We start from the raw sequence: 19581 nt of genomic DNA, 5'->3' as shown, positions 1-19581 counted from the left end.
ACCTGCCGTAACTTCGAGACAATCTCTTCGGGCCTCGGTCGCTTGTTTGCCATTCGTAGTCCTCCGTTTCCTAAACATAACGGTGGACCAGTTCAGTTGGGGAGGCTCAACTCCTGCTTGTCAGGTTGGTTTGGGCCAGCACTTTCGGGAGGAGTTGAAAATGCTGGCCCGTGCGTTGGCGCTCCCTGTTGGTTTTTTCGCCACCGCTCATGCTGGCTTACTCTGGGAGGAGCGAGAACCAGCATTTTTCGTGTAAGCTTTTGGACCTGAGGGCTCGCTTACCTATTCGTCAGCCATCAATTTTCCGGCATATTCCGGGATCTCAGATCGCGAAATTCCGATTTGGGAGAGTTGGTAATCGCTCATATTTGAAAGCGCAGAGAGCATCCGGGCCATTTTCAGTGCCTTCAAGGCAGCTTTTGCCGTGGGTCTAATCCACGCCAAGAAGCTGATTGATAGGGCAATGGCGTGACCACGATCTGTACCAGCCGTTTGGGTGTTAGCAGCCATATGCAGCCTCCATAGCAAGTCTTTTGATGCTACTGCGCGGAATGCCCAGATCTATTAAGTCACGGTCAGATAGCACCGAGAGCTCATAATACGTTGCGCGATAAACCCTGCGTTTGGCCTGTGCCTTTCGCATTGCATCCAGCTTTCGATGAAAGAACGTGCGGCCAGCTTCGAAAACGACATCCAGCCCGCTGTTTGATCGAGTAATTGCCATGATATTGCCTCGTCTATTGCTGCAATGCAGTATCTATGCTGCAATGCAGAGATAAGGGTATTTGGTAGCGCTCACAATTCGACAATTTGGCAAAGGCCCCATGCCATATTGGAACAGCAAAGGTCATGACATGGACATTTCTGCGCAAATGCTAATCTTTGCGACGGTTGTCGAGCAGGGCAGTATCTCTGCGGCTGCAAGATCAATGGGGCAGACCCCATCGGCAGTAAGTAAGCAAATCGGATTACTTGAAGATCAGGTGCACTACCGCCTTCTTAATCGCACCAGAACGGGTGTTTCTCCGACGCGAGAAGGTCAAGACTTCTATGAAAAATGCAAAGCAATGGCTGATAAATTCAACGAAGCCAAGGCGATGATCCACAGCTTTGACGGTGTCCCACGCGGAGAACTCAGGATCGCATCCACTGTTGCATTCGGTAAGTCCCAACTGATTCCTGCCTTGCCAGAGTTCATGAAAGAGAACCCTGAGGTTCAAATATCTTTGGATCTGGCCGACCGAGAAATTGATCTTCGGAGTGAAGGGTTCGATGCGGCGATCTGCTTTGCAGAACAACGCAAGAATCCAGATATGGTCATTAGGCGCATTATGCAGAGTCGAAGGGTACTATGTGCCTCACCTGAATACCTTGAGCGTTGTGGAACACCGTCGAATTTTGCCGAATTGGCTGAGCACAATTGCTTGAGAGTTGCTGGGAGAAGCCAACGGAACGCTTGGAACAGCATCGAACCGAACGCAGGCGAAAAATTTGAAGCAACGGGTAACTTTGAGGGGAACAGTACCGATGTCGTCTTTCGAGCCGCCCTGGCTGGTATCGGGATCGCACGTTTGCCCTGCTATATGGCAAACAGGAAATTTCGCTCCGGCAAACTTGTCCACGTCATGCCGGAGTATGCACCACCCAGCACAGATATTGTCGTAATGTTCGCCGAAAGGCGGAATCTGGCACCAAAAACCCGCGCGTTTGTGGATTATCTCGCGCGGCGGTTTCGGGCTTTCGAAGAAAACCAAATGAACAGCTAGCTAAGAATAAAAACGATCGCAGTAGTCCAAGTTAATCCGATCCCATTCGCTGTGAGTGATTAAAAGTCTAGCTGAAATTTGAAGAGAACTGACGGGGTTCCTAGATCAAAAGTATGGCATTGGTCGGTAAATGCAGCATTGGTCATTTCGGTCTCCGAGCAGCCTTTCTCCGAACACGTTATCAACGGCTGATATCAGCAGCATAAAAGTGATTTTGCGTTTAACCCGCAGACGATCTGAACACTTAACGATGGATCGCTTCAACTAAAATCGCTTCGGCAATATCCTCCCATCGTTTCGACTCTATGAAAACATCCAATAGTAGGGATAGCGGACCAAGACCTTGTCGCAGAACCTCTAACTGCGAAGTTCAAGTTACTGTAGCTTCTAAGGTCTTGGCCAAGATGGGCCGAGGATTTCAACGAAAAGATATCAACGCATGACTGGCTTGGTAGCTTGTACCAATTACTTCAGATAGGTGTTGAACCAATCAATTGTGCGGTCCCAGGCTAGGTTTGCCATTTCCTCATCATAGCGTGGCGTACTGTCGTTATGAAAACCGTGGTTGGCGTTTTCGTATATATATGCCTCGTATACTTTGTCGTTGGCCTGCAGAGCAGCCTCAAAATCCGGCCAGCCTTCGTTGATGCGCTCATCAAGCTCTCCCATTTGTATCAGTAGCGGCGCCTGAATTTTGGCAACATCCTCAGCTGCTGGCTGGCGACCATAGAACGGCACGCCTGCGGCCAGTTCTGGGTAGGCCACGGCAATTGCACTAACTACACCGCCGCCATAGCAGAAACCCACTGCGCCGACCTTTCCGGTGCTGTCATCTCGGTTCAACAGGTATTCAAACCCATTGAAGAAATCGTTCATCAACTCGACACGGTCCACTGTCTTTTGCAACTCGCGCCCATCGGCGTCGTTGCCCGGGTAGCCGCCAACCGATGTCAGACCGTCGGGGGCCAACGCCATAAATCCGGCTTTTGCCAACCTGCGCGCCACATCCTCGATGTAAGGATTCAAACCGCGGTTTTCGTGGATCACCAGCACCCCGGGCAGGGGCTCTTCAACGCCAGCAGGTCGGACAAGGTATCCGCGAACATCACCGGTTCCATTCGGTGAAGCATAGGTGATGTAGTCCGCGTGGATATCGGGATCGTTGAACGACACTTGCTGAGCCATCGCGTAGTTCGGGCTGAGCATGTTCAGCAGCGCGACCGCTGTCACGCCGCCGACCGCGAACTTGCCTGCGCGGTCCAGGAATTGGCGCTTGGTGATCTTGCCGTGCGCGTAGAAGTCATACAGGTCCAGAAGTTCCTGGTCGAAGTCTTTTGCCGTCATGCGAGTCATTGTGGATCTCCTAATGAGTTTGGCAGTCTGAAGGGTGGGTAGTATCCGATCTGAAGGTCTTGATTTGATTGAGCGTCTGGCTGGGCTTCCTAAGATAACGCCGGTGACCGTTCCTTGTTCGCGTACCGTTCGCGCAGCGCGTTCTTTTGAACTTTTCCCATAGTGTTTCGCGGCAACTCCTGGACGAGTTCGTAGTGGCGAGGATGTTTGAATCGCGACAGCTTGTTTCTGATGATCGACTCGATCTGTTCCACCTGAAGCTGTGATCCGGGCTCAGCAACCAGAGTGGCTATGATCGCTTCGCCGAAGTCTCTATCGGGGATTCCGAAAACGGCTGATTCCAAAACGCCATCGATGTCGTTCAGGACGTCTTCAATTTCCTTGGGGTAGACATTGTACCCGCCGGTGATGATCAGATCCTTCGACCGACCCACAATCGACAGGTAGCCATCTTCGCTGTACCGGCCCAGATCTCCGGTGATGAAAAACTCATTCTCTCGAAGCTCCTCGGCGGTTTTTTCGGGCATCTGCCAATATCCTTTAAAAACATTGGGTCCGCGCACTTCGATCATTCCCACCTCGCCCTGGGGCAATGGTTCTCCGGTTTCGGGGTTAGTCACAATCACCTCGGTGCCGGGCAGAGCCATTCCAACGGTTCCCGCGCGGCGTTCGCCATCATAGGGGTTCGAGGTGTTCATGTTCGTTTCGGTCATGCCATAGCGCTCGAGGATGCGGTGGCCTGTGCGCACTTCAAACGCCTGATGGGTTTCTGCCAGCAATGGGGCTGAACCGGAAATGAACAGGCGCATGCCCCGAGTGATCTGTTTGGTGAAACCGTCAACTTCCAGCAATCTGGTGTAGAAAGTTGGGACACCCATTAAAAGGGTCGACTTGGGCATTTCCTCCACGATCGCGCTTACGTCGAACTTTTCCATCAGCCGAACTTTGGCACCGGCGAGCAGCGACGTATTCATCGCTACGAAAAGTCCGTGCGTGTGAAAGATCGGCAGCGCGTGAATCAAGCGGTCGTCGCTTGTGATGCCCCACAAATCCACGAGAGTTTGGGCATTAGACAAAAGGTTCTGATGGCTCAGCATTGCGCCCTTAGAACGACCAGTGGTTCCCGACGTGTAAAGCAGGGCTGCAAGGTCGTCCGGGGCGCGATCCACGGTTTCAAACTCGTGGGGTTGTGCGTCAGCCTCGCGGCTCAGACTCGAAGTGTCGCCGCCGAGGGTTAGCAGCTTTGCGCCAAAGCGGGTCGCCAGTTTTCCGATCTCAGTTTCGTCGGTGCTGTCGCTGACGATCATGGCAGGTTGGGCATCGGCGATGAAATAGTCCAACTCTGCCAACGTGTAGGCGGTATTAAGCGGCAGGTAGACTGCGCCCGCCTGAACCGCAGCAGCGTATAGCGCCAGTGTATCAGCTAGCTTTCGGGCCTGCACAACGATGCGGTCTCCTGGGGAAACTCCGCTGGTCCGCAAAACATGCGCGATCTGTGCGGCGCGTTTCAGAAACGCGTCATATGACACTACCTGTCCGTCATCGAGTTGCAGGAACGGAGCATTGTTTCCCGCGTGGTGGGAAAACAAGCTGTCGTAGAGAGTGTTGGTCACGCTGTATTTTCCTCTGGTCTGGCCGCAAGTGCTGCGGTTGAAGCCGCGCGCACGGAACGCGAGGCTTCGATTGTGGCATGTGCCGCAAATTCTTCGTGGTGGCGCTCTGTCTTTTTCAAATCGTAGAGGTAGTTGACCATTGCGCCGCCAGATTGGGATCGTCCGTTCTGCGACAGGTCGGCCTCGGCATGCAGCTCGTGAAGCTCGGCGCCATTGCCCAAGTGAAAGCGGGCCACGGGATCCAGCGGCATCCCATCTTCGCGCGTGGCGAATAACAGGTATCGGGCGGCCATCGCCCGCACGTCCTGCGCAGAGGCTGTTCCCGCAAGTACGGCTTTGGCGGCATGGCCATGCTCGGGGTGCCCTGTTTCGCCAGCCACCCACCGGTTCATACCCGGTATTGGGGACAAGGTCACAAATGTATCGAGGCCCGGAAGCTCTCGCGAGAGTTCCGTCACAACCTGTTTGATCAACAGGTTTCCAAAGCTGATGCCCGTTAGACCCTTCTGGCAGTTTGAAATGGAGTAGAACGCTGCGACTTTTGCCTGTTCGGGTTCGATCGGTTCTCGGACTTGGGACAAAAGCACATCAATCGCGTTCGGAATTTCAGCCGTCAAAGCAACTTCGACAAAAATCAGCGGCTCATCCGGCATTGAGGGATGAAAAAACGCAAAACAGCGACGGTCGGGCGGGTAAAGCCTGCGCCGCAAATCGTCTAGATCGTTAATCTGATGGACCGCCTCATACGCCACGATCTTGTCCAGAACGCGGGCTGGTGTATCCCAACTGATTTGTTTGAGGACAAGAAAACCCCGGTTGAACCAGCTTCGCAGCAAATGCACGAAATCTATGTCTGTGCGCCTGAGTTCGGGGTTGGATTTGAGAAAACGCAACAGGTTAACGCGCATTGCCACAAGCTCTTGCGTCGCGCCGGAGGGTTGATTCAGCCGGCGCAGCAATTCTTGCCGTCGGGGTTCGGCGGCCTCGCTAAGCCTTTTAAAAAGATCGACGCTTCTATCTTTGGCATAGCGGCGCGCCGTTTCAGAAAGCTGATCCGCGTCCAACTCAAGCTGGTCATTCAAATAGGCGAAGAAGTCCAGTTTTTCCGTGTCGTCCAACGTCTGGTATCGATCCAATATCGTGGATGCGAGCACGAAACCCGATACTTCACCTTCTGCAGACAAGAGTGCTTCACACAGCTCTGATATGGATCGCTTGTCGTCTTTGCCTCGCTTCTTGCCGGGGCGGTCGAACAACTGATCAAGCAGATCGCCCAGAAACCAGTTCCGCTGCATTTCAGGGCTCCATCTGGCTGCTGAGGTATTCGCCCGTCCGACGATAGTGATCGATCAGGTGCCGGGTTGCGCTGTCTGCGTCGTGATTTAATGCGGCGTCCAGGATTTGCTGATGTTCGGCGGCGATGTCTCGCTTTTTGTAGCTCGACCCGCCGGCCGCCAGATAGCGGTAGCGAATGTTCAGGTCGTAAAGCTGCGAGCAATACCGCAGCAGCAACGGCAGTTTCGAATTGTCCAACAAGGCCATATGAAACGCCTTGTGAGCGTCCTCAAAGTCTCGTGCCCCGTTCTGGCTGGCCTTTTTCATATGATGGTGACGCAAGACAAGCCGATCTTCCCAGGCCGCATCCGCATTGGTGATGGAAGCGCGCAACGCGGTTTCTTCAAGGTTGCATCGAAGCAGAAGGATTTCCTCAAAGTTACACTTGCTGACAGGCGCTGCCCGAAATCCGCGCTGATCAATCCGCTCGACCAACATGTCCGAAGTCAAAAGGCTAAGCGCTTCGCGAACCGGACTGGCGCCAGTGTCCAAAAGCCCGCGAAGCTGTTCGATCTTAAGTTTTTGGCCCGGAGGTAATACTCCGGTCAGGATCATTTCGCGCAGCCTTCGATACGCTCCATGAGTGGCTGATGTCTCTTTGCCCTCAGTATCAAGCATGGCGCCCATATCCGACTGTTCCTATTTCGCGGCAAATACTCTTGAGTGCTCTTAACTGAGGGCACTCGTTCCAGTCGATAGACCAACTGAAAGGTTCAGCGAGCCTTCGTTGATCAACCAGCGCCGAAGTACAAAGCTACGTGCCCCACTTTTGTGCATGGGATCGTCTTCGGCCAGCTTCCGGGCGGACTCAAGGCTGTCGGCGCGATAGATGATCAGCCCCATCCCCTGCATATGCTCGCCGGTTTCATCTGACATGGGACCTGCAAAAGCCAGCTGCCCCGAACGTTCAAGTTGCGCCTGATACGCCAAGTGATCTGGCAGAGACGCCTTTACATCTTCGGGCGCTTTGGCTGGCGTGCTCAGCGCGACGTAAAGCTCCAAAGCAAGCGCACCGCGGCTTTTTGCTCCTGATTTGTAGTCTGCCCAAGCAACCATTTGCCGCCTCCAAAAATATCGATATTATTTGACATATGGCAAAATAGTCGGCAAAAATCAAGCGAACTGACATGGATGGTGAAAATGAAATACCTGGTGGGAGAGACTTCGGAAGGCACAGCGGTTTTTGCTGTAAACGGCGAAAACGCAGTGAATCTAACGGCTTTGGACCCTGCTGTCGGTTCGGATTTGATGGGTTTGATAGCCAAGCCTGAACTGGCCGACTCACTTGCCAGCAAAATTGACACGGCAGACAGTGTGCCCGTGTCTTCCATCACTCCGGTATTGCCCGTTACCGCTCCAGGAACGATCATTTGCATGGGGTTGAACTACACGGACCACATCAAGGAAGGCGGGTATGATATTCCAGAGTATCCGACGCTGTTCATGCGCGGGAAGAACTCGATCATGGCGGCGGGGCAACCCATGGTGCGGCCTGCCTGTTCCGAGAAGCTCGACTACGAAGCCGAACTTATGCTGATCGTTGGAAAGCGCGGACGCCATATCTCGGAGCGGGACGCACTGGATTATGTCTTTGGCTACACTGTATTCAACGATGGTTCGCTGCGGGACTATCAGCGCAAAACCGTTCAGTGGACGCCCGGCAAAAACTTTGATGACACGGGCGCGATCGGTCCTTTCACCGTGACTCCGGATGAGTTGCCCGAAGGGGCATCAGGTCTGAAGATCGAAAGCCGTGTGGGTGATGAAATCCTTCAAAGCTCGAATACCGCCAACATGATTTGGGGGGTTCGTCAGGTCATCGCGACGATTTCGGAATATACTACTTTGGAGCCAGGGGATCTGATTGCGCTAGGTACGCCTCCTGGTGTCGGGCACGCCAAAAAGCCCAATCCCCGTTGGTTGAAGCCAGGCGAAACCGTTGAGGTCGAGATTGAAGGCATCGGAATCTGCGCCAGCCCAATCATTGACGAAAAGGATGCCAAGTCCAAGGTGGCTGCAGCATGAGCGCACCAACCGGAGCAGAGCTGGAGGCACTTCGCGCCAAGGCGCAGCAAGATCACCGCGATCTGCGCGAGCGCATTCCACGCTTGTCGGATGACGCGATCGCCTTGATCCTGCGCGAATCCAGATCGCACTACGCGTGGACCAACAAGCCTGTTTCTGACGACCTTCTTGAAGAGATCTACGACATCACGATCAACGGCGCGACCAGCATGAATACGTTGCCCGCGCGCTTCGTTTTCGTGAAAAGTCCCGAAGGGAAAGAGCGGCTTGCAAAGTCTTTAAAGCCGAAGAATGTGCCAAAGATGATGGATGCTCCGGTCACGGCGATCATTGCCTATGACATGGACTTCTGGAAGGAACTGCCCTTTCTTTTCCCGCACGAAGACCGTCGGCCATTGTTCGAAAACAAGCCTGACTACGTGGCAGACACGGCCTTTCGAAATGGCACGCTTCAGGGCGCTTACTTCATGATTGCGGCCCGGGCTGTCGGGTTGGACGTCGGCGCCATGTCAGGTTTTTCGAACAAGATCGTCGATGAGGAGTTCTTCGCGGGCACGACGCTCAAGTCCAATTTTCTTTGCAATCTGGGCTACGCGGATGAAACAGGTTTGTTTCACAAACTTCCGCGATTTCAGTTTGAAAAGGTTTGTTCTTATGCATGAGGAGGCGCTGCCGTGGGTATGAAAGTGAAACCCGTCGTGACTTACCGCACGACAGCTCGGTGCCCGACACACGCGCGCACTGAGCTACCAATACGCGATCTGGATGTGGTTATCGACGAACCTGTCGAGCGGGGCGGGACAAATCTTGGTCCGTCTCCGACTGAAATCGCGATGGCAGCGCTGATCGCCTGTACCAACGTCATCGGGCACAAAAATGCGCACCGTTTGGGAATTGATCTAGGCAAAGTGACAATCGACGCGAAATGCAGGTTGGACCGGCGCGGTGTCCTGATGGAGGAGGAGATTGAAGTTCCGTTTCCGGAAATTGAACTCACCGAGAATTGTGAAACCCCCGCCAGTCAGGAGGAGCTGACACGCGTGGGTGAGGAGACAGCCAAATATTGCGCCATCGCAAAACTGTTTGAAGCGGCAGGCACCGACCTGACCGTCAACTGGGTCAAAGCAAACAAATAAAAAAGACCCGACTTTCTGGGAGGAGAGAAATGAAAAACTGGACCAAACGCAGTCTAATGGGCGCCGCTTTAGCTAGCGTTATGGCGCTGCCCGTTGTCGCAGAAGAAACCATTTCAGCTGTTGTGATTGATGGTTACCCGGACCGGGCATTGTGGGTGAAGGAATTCACAAACTTCTTTATTCCCGAAGTGGACAAGCGGTTGGCCGAGTCCGGCAACTACAAGATGAACTGGCAAGAAAACTATGGCGGTTCGATCGTAAAGCCCAAGGGCGTTCTGGAAGGCGTACAGCTGGGTTTGGGGGATATTGGCATCGTCACAACCATCTTCCATTCATCCAAGCTGCCTAGTCAGGGGATCTCGGGCTCGACACCATTCGTCGCGTCGGATGCCCGTGCAGTGGCCAAGGCGGTTGACGAGATCGCGCGAGAATACCCGGCTATGCAGAATGAGTTTGCTGCGCAAAATCAGGTTTATCTGGCGACGGGCGTTGTGCTCGACACGTATCAGATGTTCTGCTCAGAGCCGGTCGAGAAAGTTGCAGATCTTGAAGGACGCAAGATCGCGGGTGCCGGCCTGAACTTGCGCTACCTCGAGGGTATCAAGGACGCGGCGGGCGTACGCGGAGGCCTCACTGATTTCTACAACATGGTTCAAACCGGCCTTGTCGATTGCGTGATGATTTGGCCGGAAGCTTCCAAGACGTTCAAGATCGTAGAAGTGGCCCCTTACATGTTGAAGGCAGACCTTGGCGCGGTGAATACAAAAACAGTCACAGTCAACGCCGATTACTGGGCAAATCTGCCTGACGAGGTCAAAGACGTACTCCAGGCCGTGGCTATCGACTACCGTGACCACGTGGCAGGTATTGCAATGGATCGAGCCGCTGCGTCACGAGATGCATTTGTAGAAGCTGGCGGATCGATCATTGAAATCTCGGACGAAGACCGCGCTGCGTGGGCAAATGCGATGCCCAATGTTGCGCAGGAATGGGCTGCAACGCTGAATGAGAACGGCGAGCAGGGCACAGATATGCTGGCCGCTTATCTCGGCAAGCTTCAGGATGCCGGTTTCACTGGTGTGCGGGACTGGACGGCCGAATAATCGTTCAGCGACCCGAGAAAGGGGCCAGACATGCTGAAGACCGCAGTTGCCGTCCTGTCGCGGGTCGCCAATTCGCTTGCAATAACCGCCAACGCCTTGGGCACGCTCGTCGTCCTAGCGTTGGTGGTCATTCTGAATGTCGACGTCGTTGCGCGCGGGCTGTTTTCGGCTCCGCTTCGAGGCACTTACGAAATGGTGCAGTTCTCGGTCGTGATGATTGTTTTTCTGCAATTGCCCGACGTGGTCAGGGTGGACCGGCTGACACGTTCGGACGGGTTCCTGAACCTGATACACCACCGCCGCCCCGGCCTGACGGCCAACCTCAGACGCATTATAAACGCCGCCTCGGCGATCTTCATGGCCTTGATCGCTTATGTGACCTTCCCTGAATTTCTTCATATGTGGGAGACGCAGGACTATTTCGGAGTTCCGGGTCTTTTCACACTGCCATGGTGGCCGGTTAAACTGGTCATCGCGTGCGGTACTGCGCTTGCCTGCGTGATTTTCCTGCTCAAGGTCGTCACGGCGCAGGACCGCCCGCAACTTATTCGCACACCTGAACATGACGAGGACGCAGAATGACGCCGATAGAGATTGGCCTGATCTCGGTCGTAGCCATCGTCTTTCTGATTTACGCGGGCGTCTACATTCCGATTGCTTTGGGCGTGGTCTCCTTCGTGTCGATCTGGCTGATGCGGGACAACTTCACGCTTGCGCTCAACCTGCTGAAGGTTGCGGTCGGCGACAGCGCGATGGAATACAGTTTCGCGACAATCCCGCTGTTTACCTTTATGGGCCTCATCGTTTCAAAAGCGGGACTAGGCAGGGACATTTACGAGGTCATGACCATGCGATTTCGCAAGGTCAAAGGCGGTATCGGAATGGCGACCGTCGGAGCAAATGCCGTGTTTGCGGCCGTTACCGGGTCGTCCATTGCGTCCGCATCAGTGTTCACCAAGGTCTCGGTCCCGCAGATGATGGCACAGGCATATAATCCACGTTTTGCGGTTGGGGTTGTGGCCGGGTCGTCGGTTTTGGGGATGATTATTCCACCCTCGGCGATGCTGATCATCTATTCCTTTGTCGCCGAACAGTCCGTAGGGGACATGTTTCTGGCGGGAGTAATACCCGGTATCATGCTGGCAATAGCTTATGTGGGCGCGATCTGGGTCATGGGGCGTTTCACACCTGCATTTGTGGGCGGCCGGGTCGTCGAAGACACCGAATGGATGTCCGGGCGCGAGATCGCATCCAAGACCCTGCCCACATTGTTCATTATCACGGTAGTGCTCGGTGGCATTTACACAGGATGGCTAACCGCTGTCGAGGCGGGTGCAGCTGGGGCACTGGTTGCGCTCGTGATCGCAGTCGTACGCAAGTCCATGACACCAAGAGCGTTCTGGGACGCGTTGCTGGAAACCGGTCACATTACAGCGGCGATCTTGTTCCTGATTACGGCGGCTTCGATCTATAGTCGCATGCTGGGGCTGGCCGGGCTGCCCAATCAGTTGCAGGATTTGCTCGCGGGAAATTCCGCGTCCTTTTGGTCGATCATGCTGCTCTACGTTCTCTTGATGCTTTTTCTGGGAACTTTGCTCGATACGGCGTCCATCATTCTGATCGTCGTCCCGCTGTTCCTGCCCATGGCCGAAGCCTTGGACATGTCGTTGATCTGGTTTGGCATTATCACTGTGGTCGGCGCCGAAATTGGGCTTTTGACCCCGCCTTTGGGGATATCTTGCTTCGTCATCAAATCGACGATCAACGATGACCGAATATCGCTCAAGGATGTGTTTATGGGCGCACTTCCCTTTGCGTTCGTTATGCTGATCGTTCTGTTTATTCTGATCGAGTTCCCGATCCTCAGCCTTGCCCTGATTTAAGGAGGCGCAGATGCGCTCTGTTACCAAAGACAATATCACCGACGTGTTCATGGGATACCTGTCCAAAGACACCGATCCGCGGATGAGAGAAATCATAGGGTCTCTGGTCAAACACCTCCATGACTTCGCGCGGGAAACCAACTTGACACATGACGAATGGCGCGCCGGGATTGCGTTTCTGGAGGGATGCGCTGCCGTGGAATCAGAGGACAGGCATGAGTTCGTGCTCGCCTCGGATGTGCTGGGCCTGTCGTCATTGGTGGACATGTTGCATTCAAGTTCTGATGCAACAAGTTCGTCCGTACTTGGCCCTTTCCATGTCTCTGGCGCGCCCCCTCTGCCATTCGGCGGGGATATGAAGCGCCACTACGGTGGACCTGTGCTGCTTGCTGAAGGCGTGATCCGGGACACCGATGGTAATCCGATTTCCGGTGCAGAGCTGGATATCTGGCAAACCGCGCCGAATGGAATGTATGCAAGCCAAGACGAAGAACAGGACACCTATTCTTTTCACGGCCTGATGACTACTGGTGACGACGGTAAGTATGCATTCACGACCGTCAAGCCAGTTGAATACACGGTACCGTCAGATGGGCCTGTCGGGGATATCCTGCGCGCCTGCGGCCGCCATCCCTGGCGACCTTCGCACCTGCACTATATCGTCAAAGCTCCTGGCTACCGTTCTTTGGTCACTGAGATTTTCCCCGACGACGATCCTTATTTGGATCAGGATACAGTGTTTGGTGTTCGGGATGATCTGGTGATGACCTATGTTGAAAGGCCAGTTTCAGAATTTCCTGATGGCATGGAGCTTTCTGGTAAGATCACTGAACCATTCTTGCACGTGAAGTTCGATGTGAAGCTTGCCAAAGTCTGAACGATATTGAGGAGGCTTGAGGTGCTGAAACAAATCTTCATATTAGGTGCCGCGCTGATTTGCAGTAGTGCTATCGCAGAAGAGCGCCCGATCTTTGACGCGCATATTCATTACAGCCACGATGCCGTCAAACTGGTTCCTCCCGAACAGGTGGCTAATATCCTTCGGGATGCGGGCGTGCGTAAAGCCCTGGTTTCCAGCTCGAATGACAATGGCACTCAGCTTTTGTTAGCCGCGGCACCGGACATCGTCGTTCCAGCACTGCGCCCGTACCGTCGTCGCGGTGAAATCAACACATGGATGCACGATGAAACTGTAATTGACTATTTGGAAGAAAACCTGGCCAAGAACGACTACGAAGCCATCGGCGAGTTTCACGCTTACGGTGACGACATCACAACGCCGGTCATCCAGCGCATGATTGCACTGGCGAAAGAGCGGAACCTCATTCTACACCACCACGGCGATCGAGAGGCAGTGGACCTGATCTTCGAAACCTGGCCTGAAGCTCGGGTATTGTGGGCGCACTCTGGCTTTGATGATCCAGCGAGCGTTGTTGACGCGCTGGACACGTATCCCAGGCTTTGGGCCGACCTGGCGTTTCGTTCAGACATGGCTTCACGAGGCAGAATTGACCCCGATTGGAAGGAGGCTTTCGAAGCCCATCCGGATCGTTTCATGGTTGGTACGGATACATTTGCCCCGGAACGTTGGTATTACGTAGGACCTCATGCCGATTTTTCGCGTGAATGGTTGGATCTGCTGCCGGATCGGATCGCAGACAACATCGCGTATGCCAACGCAGAACGTTTGCTGACATCAAAATGATCCGTTGCGCCGTCTGTTTTATGATTTGGTCCAGCACGGCTTTTGCTTGTGATGTAATTGGGCAACGTATGATTTCGGAAGTTCAAAACGCACCCGAGGTTTATCTTTCCGTCGATGAAATTCCGTTGGCTCAACCGTTTTCCGTACTGGTTTCTATTTGTAGTGAAACTGCCGTGGGCCAAATGCGTGTGGATGCAATCATGCCCGCTCATCGACACGGTATGAACTATACCCCCAAAGTTAGCGCATTGGGCGGCGGAGCGTTCCGTGTTGATGATATGCTGTTTCACATGCCGGGTTTGTGGGAGCTGCAGGTTGGTGTCGACATCAATGGCCAATCAATTTTCTATACGTCAGAAATTACGCTGAAATGAAGCTGTGGTTTACAGCTGCGCTAATAGCCCTGACAGGTGCAGTGCGTGCAGAGGTCTTGTTGTCTGCAGACGAAATTGAACAAGCGCTTTCCTTTGGGCCTTGGCCACCATCCTTCCATTCGGACCCAAGCAATAGAGTTTCGAACAATGCCAGAGCGATCGCGCTTGGAGAGGCCTTATTCAACGATCCGGTGTTGTCCGTCGACGGTGCATTTTCTTGCGCAAGTTGTCATGATCCGGAACAGGCATTTACAACTCCAGAGGAGCGGACGCTCGGCCGTGTATTGTTAGATCGAAACACTCCATCACTGCGGAACCTGGCCGGACTCCGCTGGTATGGGTGGGGTGGCAAAAGCGATAACCTTTGGGCGGCCAGTTTGCATCCAATCATCGAAGCTGAAGAGATGGCGCATACCAACGCAAGCCTAAAGACAGCCATCTCGGAGAGTGCCTACACTGATGACTTTGAAGCAATTTTTGGTGTCATCCAAGATCAAGGCCCAGAGCTTGTTCTGGTGAATACTGCAAAAGCTCTTTCGGCTTACTTGGAGACTTTGGTGACCGACCGGACGCAGTTTGACGATTTTCGCGATGCCTTAGAGCGTCGAGATTTTCCAGCGGCTGCGTACTACCCCGAAGCAGCCCAGCGAGGTCTTCAGCTGTTTTTAGGGCGCGGGAATTGCGTGTTTTGCCACAACGGCCCGAGGTTTTCCAACAATGAGTTTCATGACGCCGGCGTTCCGTATTTTCTGAGCGAAACCGAAGTCGACGAAGGGCGGTTCGGAGGACTGAACTTTTTGCTGTCAAGCCCTTACACACTGGGCGGAAACTGGAACGACGATTCGGAAAAGCAAGGTGCTTGGGTGGTGCGAAAAGTACGCAGGAGCCATTCTGACTTTGGAACCTTTCGGACGCCCAGTCTGCGGGGTGTGGCTGATACTGCCCCTTACATGCATGACGGTAGTTTGATCGACTTGGATGCTGTGATAAGACACTACAGCGAATTAGATAAGGAAAGGCTTCACGCCGATGGTGAGTCGATACTTTCCGAACTGAATTTGACGGAACGGGAGATCGCGGATCTTGTGGCGTTTTTAGAGTCTCTGTCCAGCGTCACGCAGCCTTGAGATGCTCCAACGCAGCCTGCGTGCCGCCTGCGTTATGAGGCACGCCGCTCTTGTCGAGCCCCATTTCTACGCCTGAGAGTGTGGCCATCAACATAAGGTCGTTGAAATCGCCCAAGTGACCTATGCGGAAAACCTTGTCGGCCACTTTGGACAGGCCGTTTCCAAGTGAAATGTCGTAGTGCTTCAGCGCAGTCGCACGGAAGGCGTCGGCGGAATGCCCTTCCGGCACTTTGACAGCGGTCAGGACTCCCGATTCCTGACCTTGGCGAGCACACAGAACCTCGAGACCCCATGCCTGCACGGCAGCCCGTGTCGCGGTTCCGTGGCGCGAATGCCGAGCAAATACGTTGTCCAGCCCTTCTTCATGCAGCATGTCGATGGCCTCAATTAATCCGTAAAGAAGATTGGTTCCGGGGGTGTAAGGGAAAAACCCTTTCTGGTTTGGCCCGACCATATCCTGCCAATCCCAATAGCTGCGTGGTGTTGTCACGGTTTTTGAATTCTCCAACGCACGATCACTTACAGCATTGAAGCTCAAACCGGGTGGTAGCATCAGTCCCTTTTGCGAACCTGAGACGCAAACATCTACGCCCCAGTCATCAAACCTGAAATCGATCGATGCAAGGCCGGAGATTGAGTCGACCATTAGAAGTGCAGGGTGTTTCGCTGCGTCCATAGCCCTGCGCACGTCCTCGATAGGCGAGACAGACCCTGTAGAAGTTTCATTGTGGACGACGCATACCGCCTTGATCTCGTGCTGACTGTCTGCGCGCAAGCGGTCTTCGATCTGATTGGGGTCCGCACCGCCACGCCAGTCCCCTTCAATCAACTCTGGTAGCAACCCAATTTTTCCAGCCAAGTTACTCCACATGAATGCGAAATGTCCTGTTTCGTACATAAGAACTTTTCCGCCCGACGACACTGTGTTCACAAGCGCAGCTTCCCACGCGCCTGTACCGGATGAAGGATAGATAAAGACGTTTTGTTCTGTCTTGAAAATCGTTTTCATCCCAGCGAGGGCCTTGTGGCCTATTTCTGCAAAATCTGGCCCCCGGTGGTCGATGGTCTGCATGCTTATGGCCTTCAGGATGCGTTCCGGCACAGCACTTGGCCCTGGGATTTGCAAAAAATGTCTGCCCGCCTGGCGCATCTGAACTGATCCTTCCGTTGGTGTCATGAAAGTGGCGTGATTACCTATTGGAAAAATGTAATTATGAATTCATTATTCAGTCAACGGAGAAGTGAAGCCTCTAGTTGGCTAGCTGGGAAGGGAGGGCGACTCGATGCTTGAACATGAATCGTTGCACCGCCGACTGCTGTCTGATGTACAGGGTGAGGTGATGGCTGATGCGGCATCGCGTGCACGGTATTCGACCGACGCTTCGATCTATCAGATGGTACCGAAGGCCGTGGTGGTTCCCCGATCCACAGAAGATATTCAGGCTGTGATGACTGTTGCGCGCGACGAAGGAAGCTCTGTTCTTCCGCGCGGCGGCGGTACATCGCAATGTGGGCAAACGGTCAATCAAAGCGTTGTTCTGGACAACACCAGGCACTTTAATCGCATTCTGGACGTGGACGTTGAGAACTGCATCGCCCGCGTTCAACCGGGTGTCGTTCTGGATCAACTGAATCAAGCATTGAAGCCGCATGGTCTGTGGTTTCCTGTTGATCCTTCAACCGCGTCTCGATGCACTTTGGGAGGGATGGCGGCCAACAATTCGTCGGGTGGAAAGTCTCTGCGCTACGGGATCATGCGCGACAACGTCCGAGCAATAAGTGCAATCCTCAGTAACGGCATGGAAGCACGGTTCAGCGCCGATACGGCGGCATCTGGCGAGTATGCGGATCTTGTTGAAGACATGCGTGCTCTGGGGCGTCGCGAGGCTTCGGAAATTGATGCCCGGTTTCCCAAAGTTCAGCGCCGTGTAGGCGGATACAACATCGACGCGCTCGTAGGTAACGATGTCAACATGTCCCATTTGCTGGTGGGATCAGAAGGCACGCTGGCCTATTTCACGGAATTGGAGCTGAAACTGGCGCAATTGCCGGGCGAAAAAGTTACCGGCGTATGTCATTTCCCGACATTCCGTGCGGCAATGGAGGCTACGCAGCACCTCGTAACGCTCAGACCGCAGGCGGTAGAGTTGATCGACGACACCATGATCGAATTGGGGCGTGAAATCCCGCTGTTCCGCAGTACGATTGAGGCGTTTGTAGAAGGCAGCCCTGAAGCGTTGTTGTTAGTGGAATTTGCTGAGGGTAGCGCTGACGCCAATGCTGCAAAGCTGGTCGAGCTATCGCAACTGATGGGAGATCTCGGGTTTGATTTCAGCGGGACTGAAAACCGTTGGGGCGGGATTGTATCAGTTACTGATACCAAACTGCAAAACTCGATCGCCGAATACCGAAAATCCGGGTTGAACGTTATGATGTCGATGAAGGAGGCCGGCAAGCCGATCTCTTTTGTGGAAGATTGCGCCGTCCCGTTGCCTGATCTCGCCGATTATACCGCTGGCCTGACGGAAATTTTTACCCGGCACGGCACAAAAGGGACATGGTACGCGCATGCCTCAGTCGGCTGTCTCCATGTTCGTCCTGTCCTGAACATGCGGCAGGATAAAGACGTCCGGACAATGAGGGCGATTGCCGAAGAGACCTTTGATCTAGTCAAGAGATACAAAGGGTCTCATTCAGGCGAACACGGTGATGGGATCGTGCGATCAGAGTTTCATAAAAAGATGTTCGGCCCGCGTATCGTTTCTGCGTTTGAACAGGTTAAGGCCCGGTTTGACCCCTACGGGCTAATGAACCCCGGCAAGATCGTACATGCGCCGGCCATGGATGATCGCCGCCTATTCCGCTACAGCCCGGACTACTCAGTTCGGCAATTCGAAACGGCGCTGGACTGGTCTGCTTGGCCGGGTGCCGGAGGAGGATTTCAGGGCGCCGTCGAGATGTGCAATAACAACGGGGCATGTCGCAAGCTCAAGGGCGGGGTTATGTGTCCCTCCTTCCGTGCGACCCGTAACGAACGTGATGCCACACGTGGGCGGGCAAACACGTTGCGTTTTGCGATTAGCGGACAGTTGCCGGGCGGTTTAACTTCGGACGCAATGCAGGACACGATGGAATACTGCGTGTCTTGCAAGGCTTGTGCGCGTGAATGCCCGACTGGCGTCGATATGGCCCGCATGAAGATCGAAGTGCTTTCAGCGAAGCGTAAAAAAGACGGGCTGACATTGGCAGACAAATTAATAGCTTATCTGCCCAGATATGCACCTAAAGCAGCTAAAGTTGCGTGGCTTTTGAATGCCCGGAATAAAATTGGCCCTTTGCGCAAACTACTGGAAAAACCGGCTGGAATTTCGGCGCGACGTGACCTGCCGGTGTGGTCCTCTGACCCGTTCCGGGATGTCGAGGCCCAAGACACAGATCCGCAGGTGCTTCTATTTGCCGATGTGTTCAACCGATATTTCGAGCCAGACAATCTGCGCGCCGCTGTCCGGGTTCTGCGTGCGCTAGGGCTTCGGGTTGCCATAGCAAGAGATGACCAAACAGGAAGGCCGCTGGATTGCGGGCGTACTCTGTTGGCTGTGGGTTGCTTGGAAGAAGCGCGTCAAGAGGCACAGCGCGTGATTGACGCGACGCGAGAAGCGGTTGCACAGGGCATACCGGTAGTCGGTCTCGAACCTTCTTCTATCCTCACTTTCCGGGACGAATATTTGGCTCTTTGTCCGGGGCAGGATGCGGAGTTGCTGTCCAATGCCACTCATACCTTTGAGGAATTTCTGGCCAAACAGCCGGAACTGCCTCTCAAAGCGATAGATCGCCCCATCTATGTGCATGGTCATTGCCACCAGAAAGCGCACGATGCCGTCACACCGATGGTTAACTTACTTAAGCGTATTCCCGCATCACAGGTTCATATGCTTGAAAGCAGTTGCTGTGGTATGGCAGGGGCATTTGGATACGCGCCCGGCACTATTGATGTCTCGATCAAGATGGCGGAACTCGACCTGTTTCCAGCTTTGGAGGCGGCGCCTGCGGATGCAATTGTTGTGGCCGATGGAACATCATGCCGCCACCAAATCGCCGAAGGTACGCAGCGCCAAGCAATGCACGTCGCGCGCCTGCTGGATATGGTCCTTGAATATTAGG

At 54.0% G+C, this 19581-nt stretch carries 20 protein-coding genes; 12 read left to right on the top strand and 8 right to left on the bottom strand.

Annotated features, from left to right (window positions below; all coding sequences use genetic code 11):
* Positions 1-282 precede the first annotated feature (282 nt).
* Complete coding sequence (locus tag GS614_RS21125) at positions 283-510, bottom strand: DUF1127 domain-containing protein (RefSeq protein WP_171172450.1); 228 nt, start codon at positions 508-510, stop codon at positions 283-285.
* Entirely contained in the window at positions 500-724 is a 225-nt protein-coding gene (locus GS614_RS21120) for a DUF1127 domain-containing protein (protein WP_253282546.1), read from the bottom strand. The genes GS614_RS21125 and GS614_RS21120 overlap by 11 nt, the downstream gene beginning before the upstream one ends.
* 100 nt (positions 725-824) lie before the next feature.
* On the opposite strand from GS614_RS21120, the gene GS614_RS21115 reads away from it, so the two are divergent.
* Entirely contained in the window at positions 825-1766 is a 942-nt protein-coding gene (locus tag GS614_RS21115; protein WP_253285491.1) for a LysR family transcriptional regulator, read from the top strand.
* Positions 1767-2231: 465 nt separating this feature from the next.
* On the opposite strand, the gene yghX is transcribed toward GS614_RS21115, so the two are convergent.
* The 5 genes from yghX to GS614_RS21090 form a co-directional block, all read right to left on the bottom strand.
* Positions 2232-3119, bottom strand: a complete 888-nt coding sequence (gene yghX, locus GS614_RS21110; protein ID WP_171117784.1) for a YghX family hydrolase — start codon at positions 3117-3119, stop codon at positions 2232-2234.
* 89 nt (positions 3120-3208) lie between these two features.
* Positions 3209-4732, bottom strand: a complete 1524-nt coding sequence (locus GS614_RS21105; RefSeq protein ID WP_171727254.1) for an AMP-binding protein — start codon at positions 4730-4732, stop codon at positions 3209-3211.
* Positions 4729-6027, bottom strand: coding sequence for a malonyl-CoA decarboxylase domain-containing protein (locus GS614_RS21100; RefSeq protein ID WP_171727253.1), 1299 nt, complete (start codon positions 6025-6027; stop codon positions 4729-4731). Before GS614_RS21100 ends, GS614_RS21105 begins: the two co-directional genes overlap by 4 nt.
* A gap of 1 nt (position 6028) precedes the next feature.
* The gene (locus tag GS614_RS21095) at positions 6029-6685 is read right to left on the bottom strand and encodes a GntR family transcriptional regulator (protein WP_253283549.1); all 657 of its coding nucleotides are present in this window, start codon (positions 6683-6685) and stop codon (positions 6029-6031) included.
* Positions 6686-6736: 51 nt separating this feature from the next.
* A complete protein-coding gene (locus GS614_RS21090) occupies positions 6737-7123 on the bottom strand; it encodes a YciI family protein (protein WP_171331162.1) in 387 nt (128 codons plus the stop codon).
* Between the two features lie 84 nt (positions 7124-7207).
* Between GS614_RS21090 and GS614_RS21085 the strand changes: the two genes are divergently transcribed.
* The 10 genes from GS614_RS21085 to GS614_RS21040 are packed head-to-tail and all read left to right on the top strand — an operon-like array spanning position 7208 to position 15420.
* Positions 7208-8092: a fumarylacetoacetate hydrolase family protein gene (locus GS614_RS21085; protein ID WP_171331164.1), complete on the top strand. Its 885-nt coding sequence runs from the start codon at positions 7208-7210 to the stop codon at positions 8090-8092.
* A complete protein-coding gene (locus GS614_RS21080; protein ID WP_171117796.1) occupies positions 8089-8754 on the top strand; it encodes a malonic semialdehyde reductase in 666 nt (221 codons plus the stop codon). Before GS614_RS21085 ends, GS614_RS21080 begins: the two co-directional genes overlap by 4 nt.
* Positions 8755-8772: 18 nt before the next feature.
* Positions 8773-9228, top strand: a complete 456-nt coding sequence (locus GS614_RS21075; protein ID WP_171727252.1) for an OsmC family protein — start codon at positions 8773-8775, stop codon at positions 9226-9228.
* A gap of 29 nt (positions 9229-9257) precedes the next feature.
* Entirely contained in the window at positions 9258-10331 is a 1074-nt protein-coding gene (locus GS614_RS21070; protein ID WP_171117800.1) for a C4-dicarboxylate TRAP transporter substrate-binding protein, read from the top strand.
* Positions 10332-10361: 30 nt separating this feature from the next.
* Positions 10362-10913 carry a TRAP transporter small permease subunit gene (locus GS614_RS21065; RefSeq protein WP_171727251.1) on the top strand — a complete coding sequence of 184 codons (552 nt, stop codon included), beginning with the start codon at positions 10362-10364 and terminating at the stop codon, positions 10911-10913.
* Positions 10910-12214, top strand: a complete 1305-nt coding sequence (locus GS614_RS21060; RefSeq protein ID WP_171117805.1) for a TRAP transporter large permease — start codon at positions 10910-10912, stop codon at positions 12212-12214. The genes GS614_RS21065 and GS614_RS21060 overlap by 4 nt, the downstream gene beginning before the upstream one ends.
* 10 nt (positions 12215-12224) lie before the next feature.
* On the top strand, positions 12225-13091 hold the full coding sequence (locus GS614_RS21055) for a dioxygenase (protein ID WP_171117807.1): 867 nt from the start codon (positions 12225-12227) through the stop codon (positions 13089-13091).
* Between the two features lie 21 nt (positions 13092-13112).
* Complete coding sequence (locus tag GS614_RS21050; RefSeq protein WP_171727250.1) at positions 13113-13919, top strand: amidohydrolase family protein; 807 nt, start codon at positions 13113-13115, stop codon at positions 13917-13919.
* Positions 13916-14293: a hypothetical protein gene (locus GS614_RS21045; protein WP_216601238.1), complete on the top strand. Its 378-nt coding sequence runs from the start codon at positions 13916-13918 to the stop codon at positions 14291-14293. The genes GS614_RS21050 and GS614_RS21045 overlap by 4 nt, the downstream gene beginning before the upstream one ends.
* A 59-nt stretch (positions 14294-14352) precedes the next feature.
* On the top strand, positions 14353-15420 hold the full coding sequence (locus tag GS614_RS21040) for a cytochrome-c peroxidase (RefSeq protein ID WP_216601237.1): 1068 nt from the start codon (positions 14353-14355) through the stop codon (positions 15418-15420).
* Here GS614_RS21040 and GS614_RS21035 read toward each other — a convergent pair.
* Positions 15407-16570: an alanine--glyoxylate aminotransferase family protein gene (locus tag GS614_RS21035; RefSeq protein WP_216601240.1), complete on the bottom strand. Its 1164-nt coding sequence runs from the start codon at positions 16568-16570 to the stop codon at positions 15407-15409. The genes GS614_RS21040 and GS614_RS21035 overlap by 14 nt on opposite strands.
* Before the next feature lie 133 nt (positions 16571-16703).
* Between GS614_RS21035 and GS614_RS21030 the strand changes: the two genes are divergently transcribed.
* Entirely contained in the window at positions 16704-19580 is a 2877-nt protein-coding gene (locus GS614_RS21030) for an FAD-binding and (Fe-S)-binding domain-containing protein (RefSeq protein WP_171727248.1), read from the top strand.
* The last annotated feature ends 1 nt before the right edge of the window (position 19581 follow it).

It is taken from the genome of Ruegeria sp. HKCCD6604, from assembly GCF_013110635.1.
Taxonomy (GTDB): domain Bacteria; phylum Pseudomonadota; class Alphaproteobacteria; order Rhodobacterales; family Rhodobacteraceae; genus Ruegeria.
This window is presented reverse-complemented; position numbering and strand designations above follow the sequence as displayed.

Coding starts and splice junctions, on each gene's coding strand:
- GS614_RS21125 (WP_171172450.1), bottom strand. CDS start 510: ATGGCTGCTAACACCCAAACGGCTGGTACAGATCGTGGTCACGCCATT.
- GS614_RS21120 (WP_253282546.1), bottom strand. CDS start 724: ATGGCAATTACTCGATCAAACAGCGGGCTGGATGTCGTTTTCGAAGCT.
- GS614_RS21115 (WP_253285491.1), top strand. CDS start 825: ATGCCATATTGGAACAGCAAAGGTCATGACATGGACATTTCTGCGCAA.
- yghX (WP_171117784.1), bottom strand. CDS start 3,119: ATGACTCGCATGACGGCAAAAGACTTCGACCAGGAACTTCTGGACCTG.
- GS614_RS21100 (WP_171727253.1), bottom strand. CDS start 6,027: ATGCAGCGGAACTGGTTTCTGGGCGATCTGCTTGATCAGTTGTTCGAC.
- GS614_RS21095 (WP_253283549.1), bottom strand. CDS start 6,685: ATGCTTGATACTGAGGGCAAAGAGACATCAGCCACTCATGGAGCGTAT.
- GS614_RS21090 (WP_171331162.1), bottom strand. CDS start 7,123: ATGGTTGCTTGGGCAGACTACAAATCAGGAGCAAAAAGCCGCGGTGCG.
- GS614_RS21085 (WP_171331164.1), top strand. CDS start 7,208: ATGAAATACCTGGTGGGAGAGACTTCGGAAGGCACAGCGGTTTTTGCT.
- GS614_RS21080 (WP_171117796.1), top strand. CDS start 8,089: ATGAGCGCACCAACCGGAGCAGAGCTGGAGGCACTTCGCGCCAAGGCG.
- GS614_RS21075 (WP_171727252.1), top strand. CDS start 8,773: ATGAAAGTGAAACCCGTCGTGACTTACCGCACGACAGCTCGGTGCCCG.
- GS614_RS21070 (WP_171117800.1), top strand. CDS start 9,258: ATGAAAAACTGGACCAAACGCAGTCTAATGGGCGCCGCTTTAGCTAGC.
- GS614_RS21065 (WP_171727251.1), top strand. CDS start 10,362: ATGCTGAAGACCGCAGTTGCCGTCCTGTCGCGGGTCGCCAATTCGCTT.
- GS614_RS21060 (WP_171117805.1), top strand. CDS start 10,910: ATGACGCCGATAGAGATTGGCCTGATCTCGGTCGTAGCCATCGTCTTT.
- GS614_RS21055 (WP_171117807.1), top strand. CDS start 12,225: ATGCGCTCTGTTACCAAAGACAATATCACCGACGTGTTCATGGGATAC.
- GS614_RS21045 (WP_216601238.1), top strand. CDS start 13,916: ATGATCCGTTGCGCCGTCTGTTTTATGATTTGGTCCAGCACGGCTTTT.
- GS614_RS21035 (WP_216601240.1), bottom strand. CDS start 16,570: ATGCGCCAGGCGGGCAGACATTTTTTGCAAATCCCAGGGCCAAGTGCT.
- GS614_RS21030 (WP_171727248.1), top strand. CDS start 16,704: ATGCTTGAACATGAATCGTTGCACCGCCGACTGCTGTCTGATGTACAG.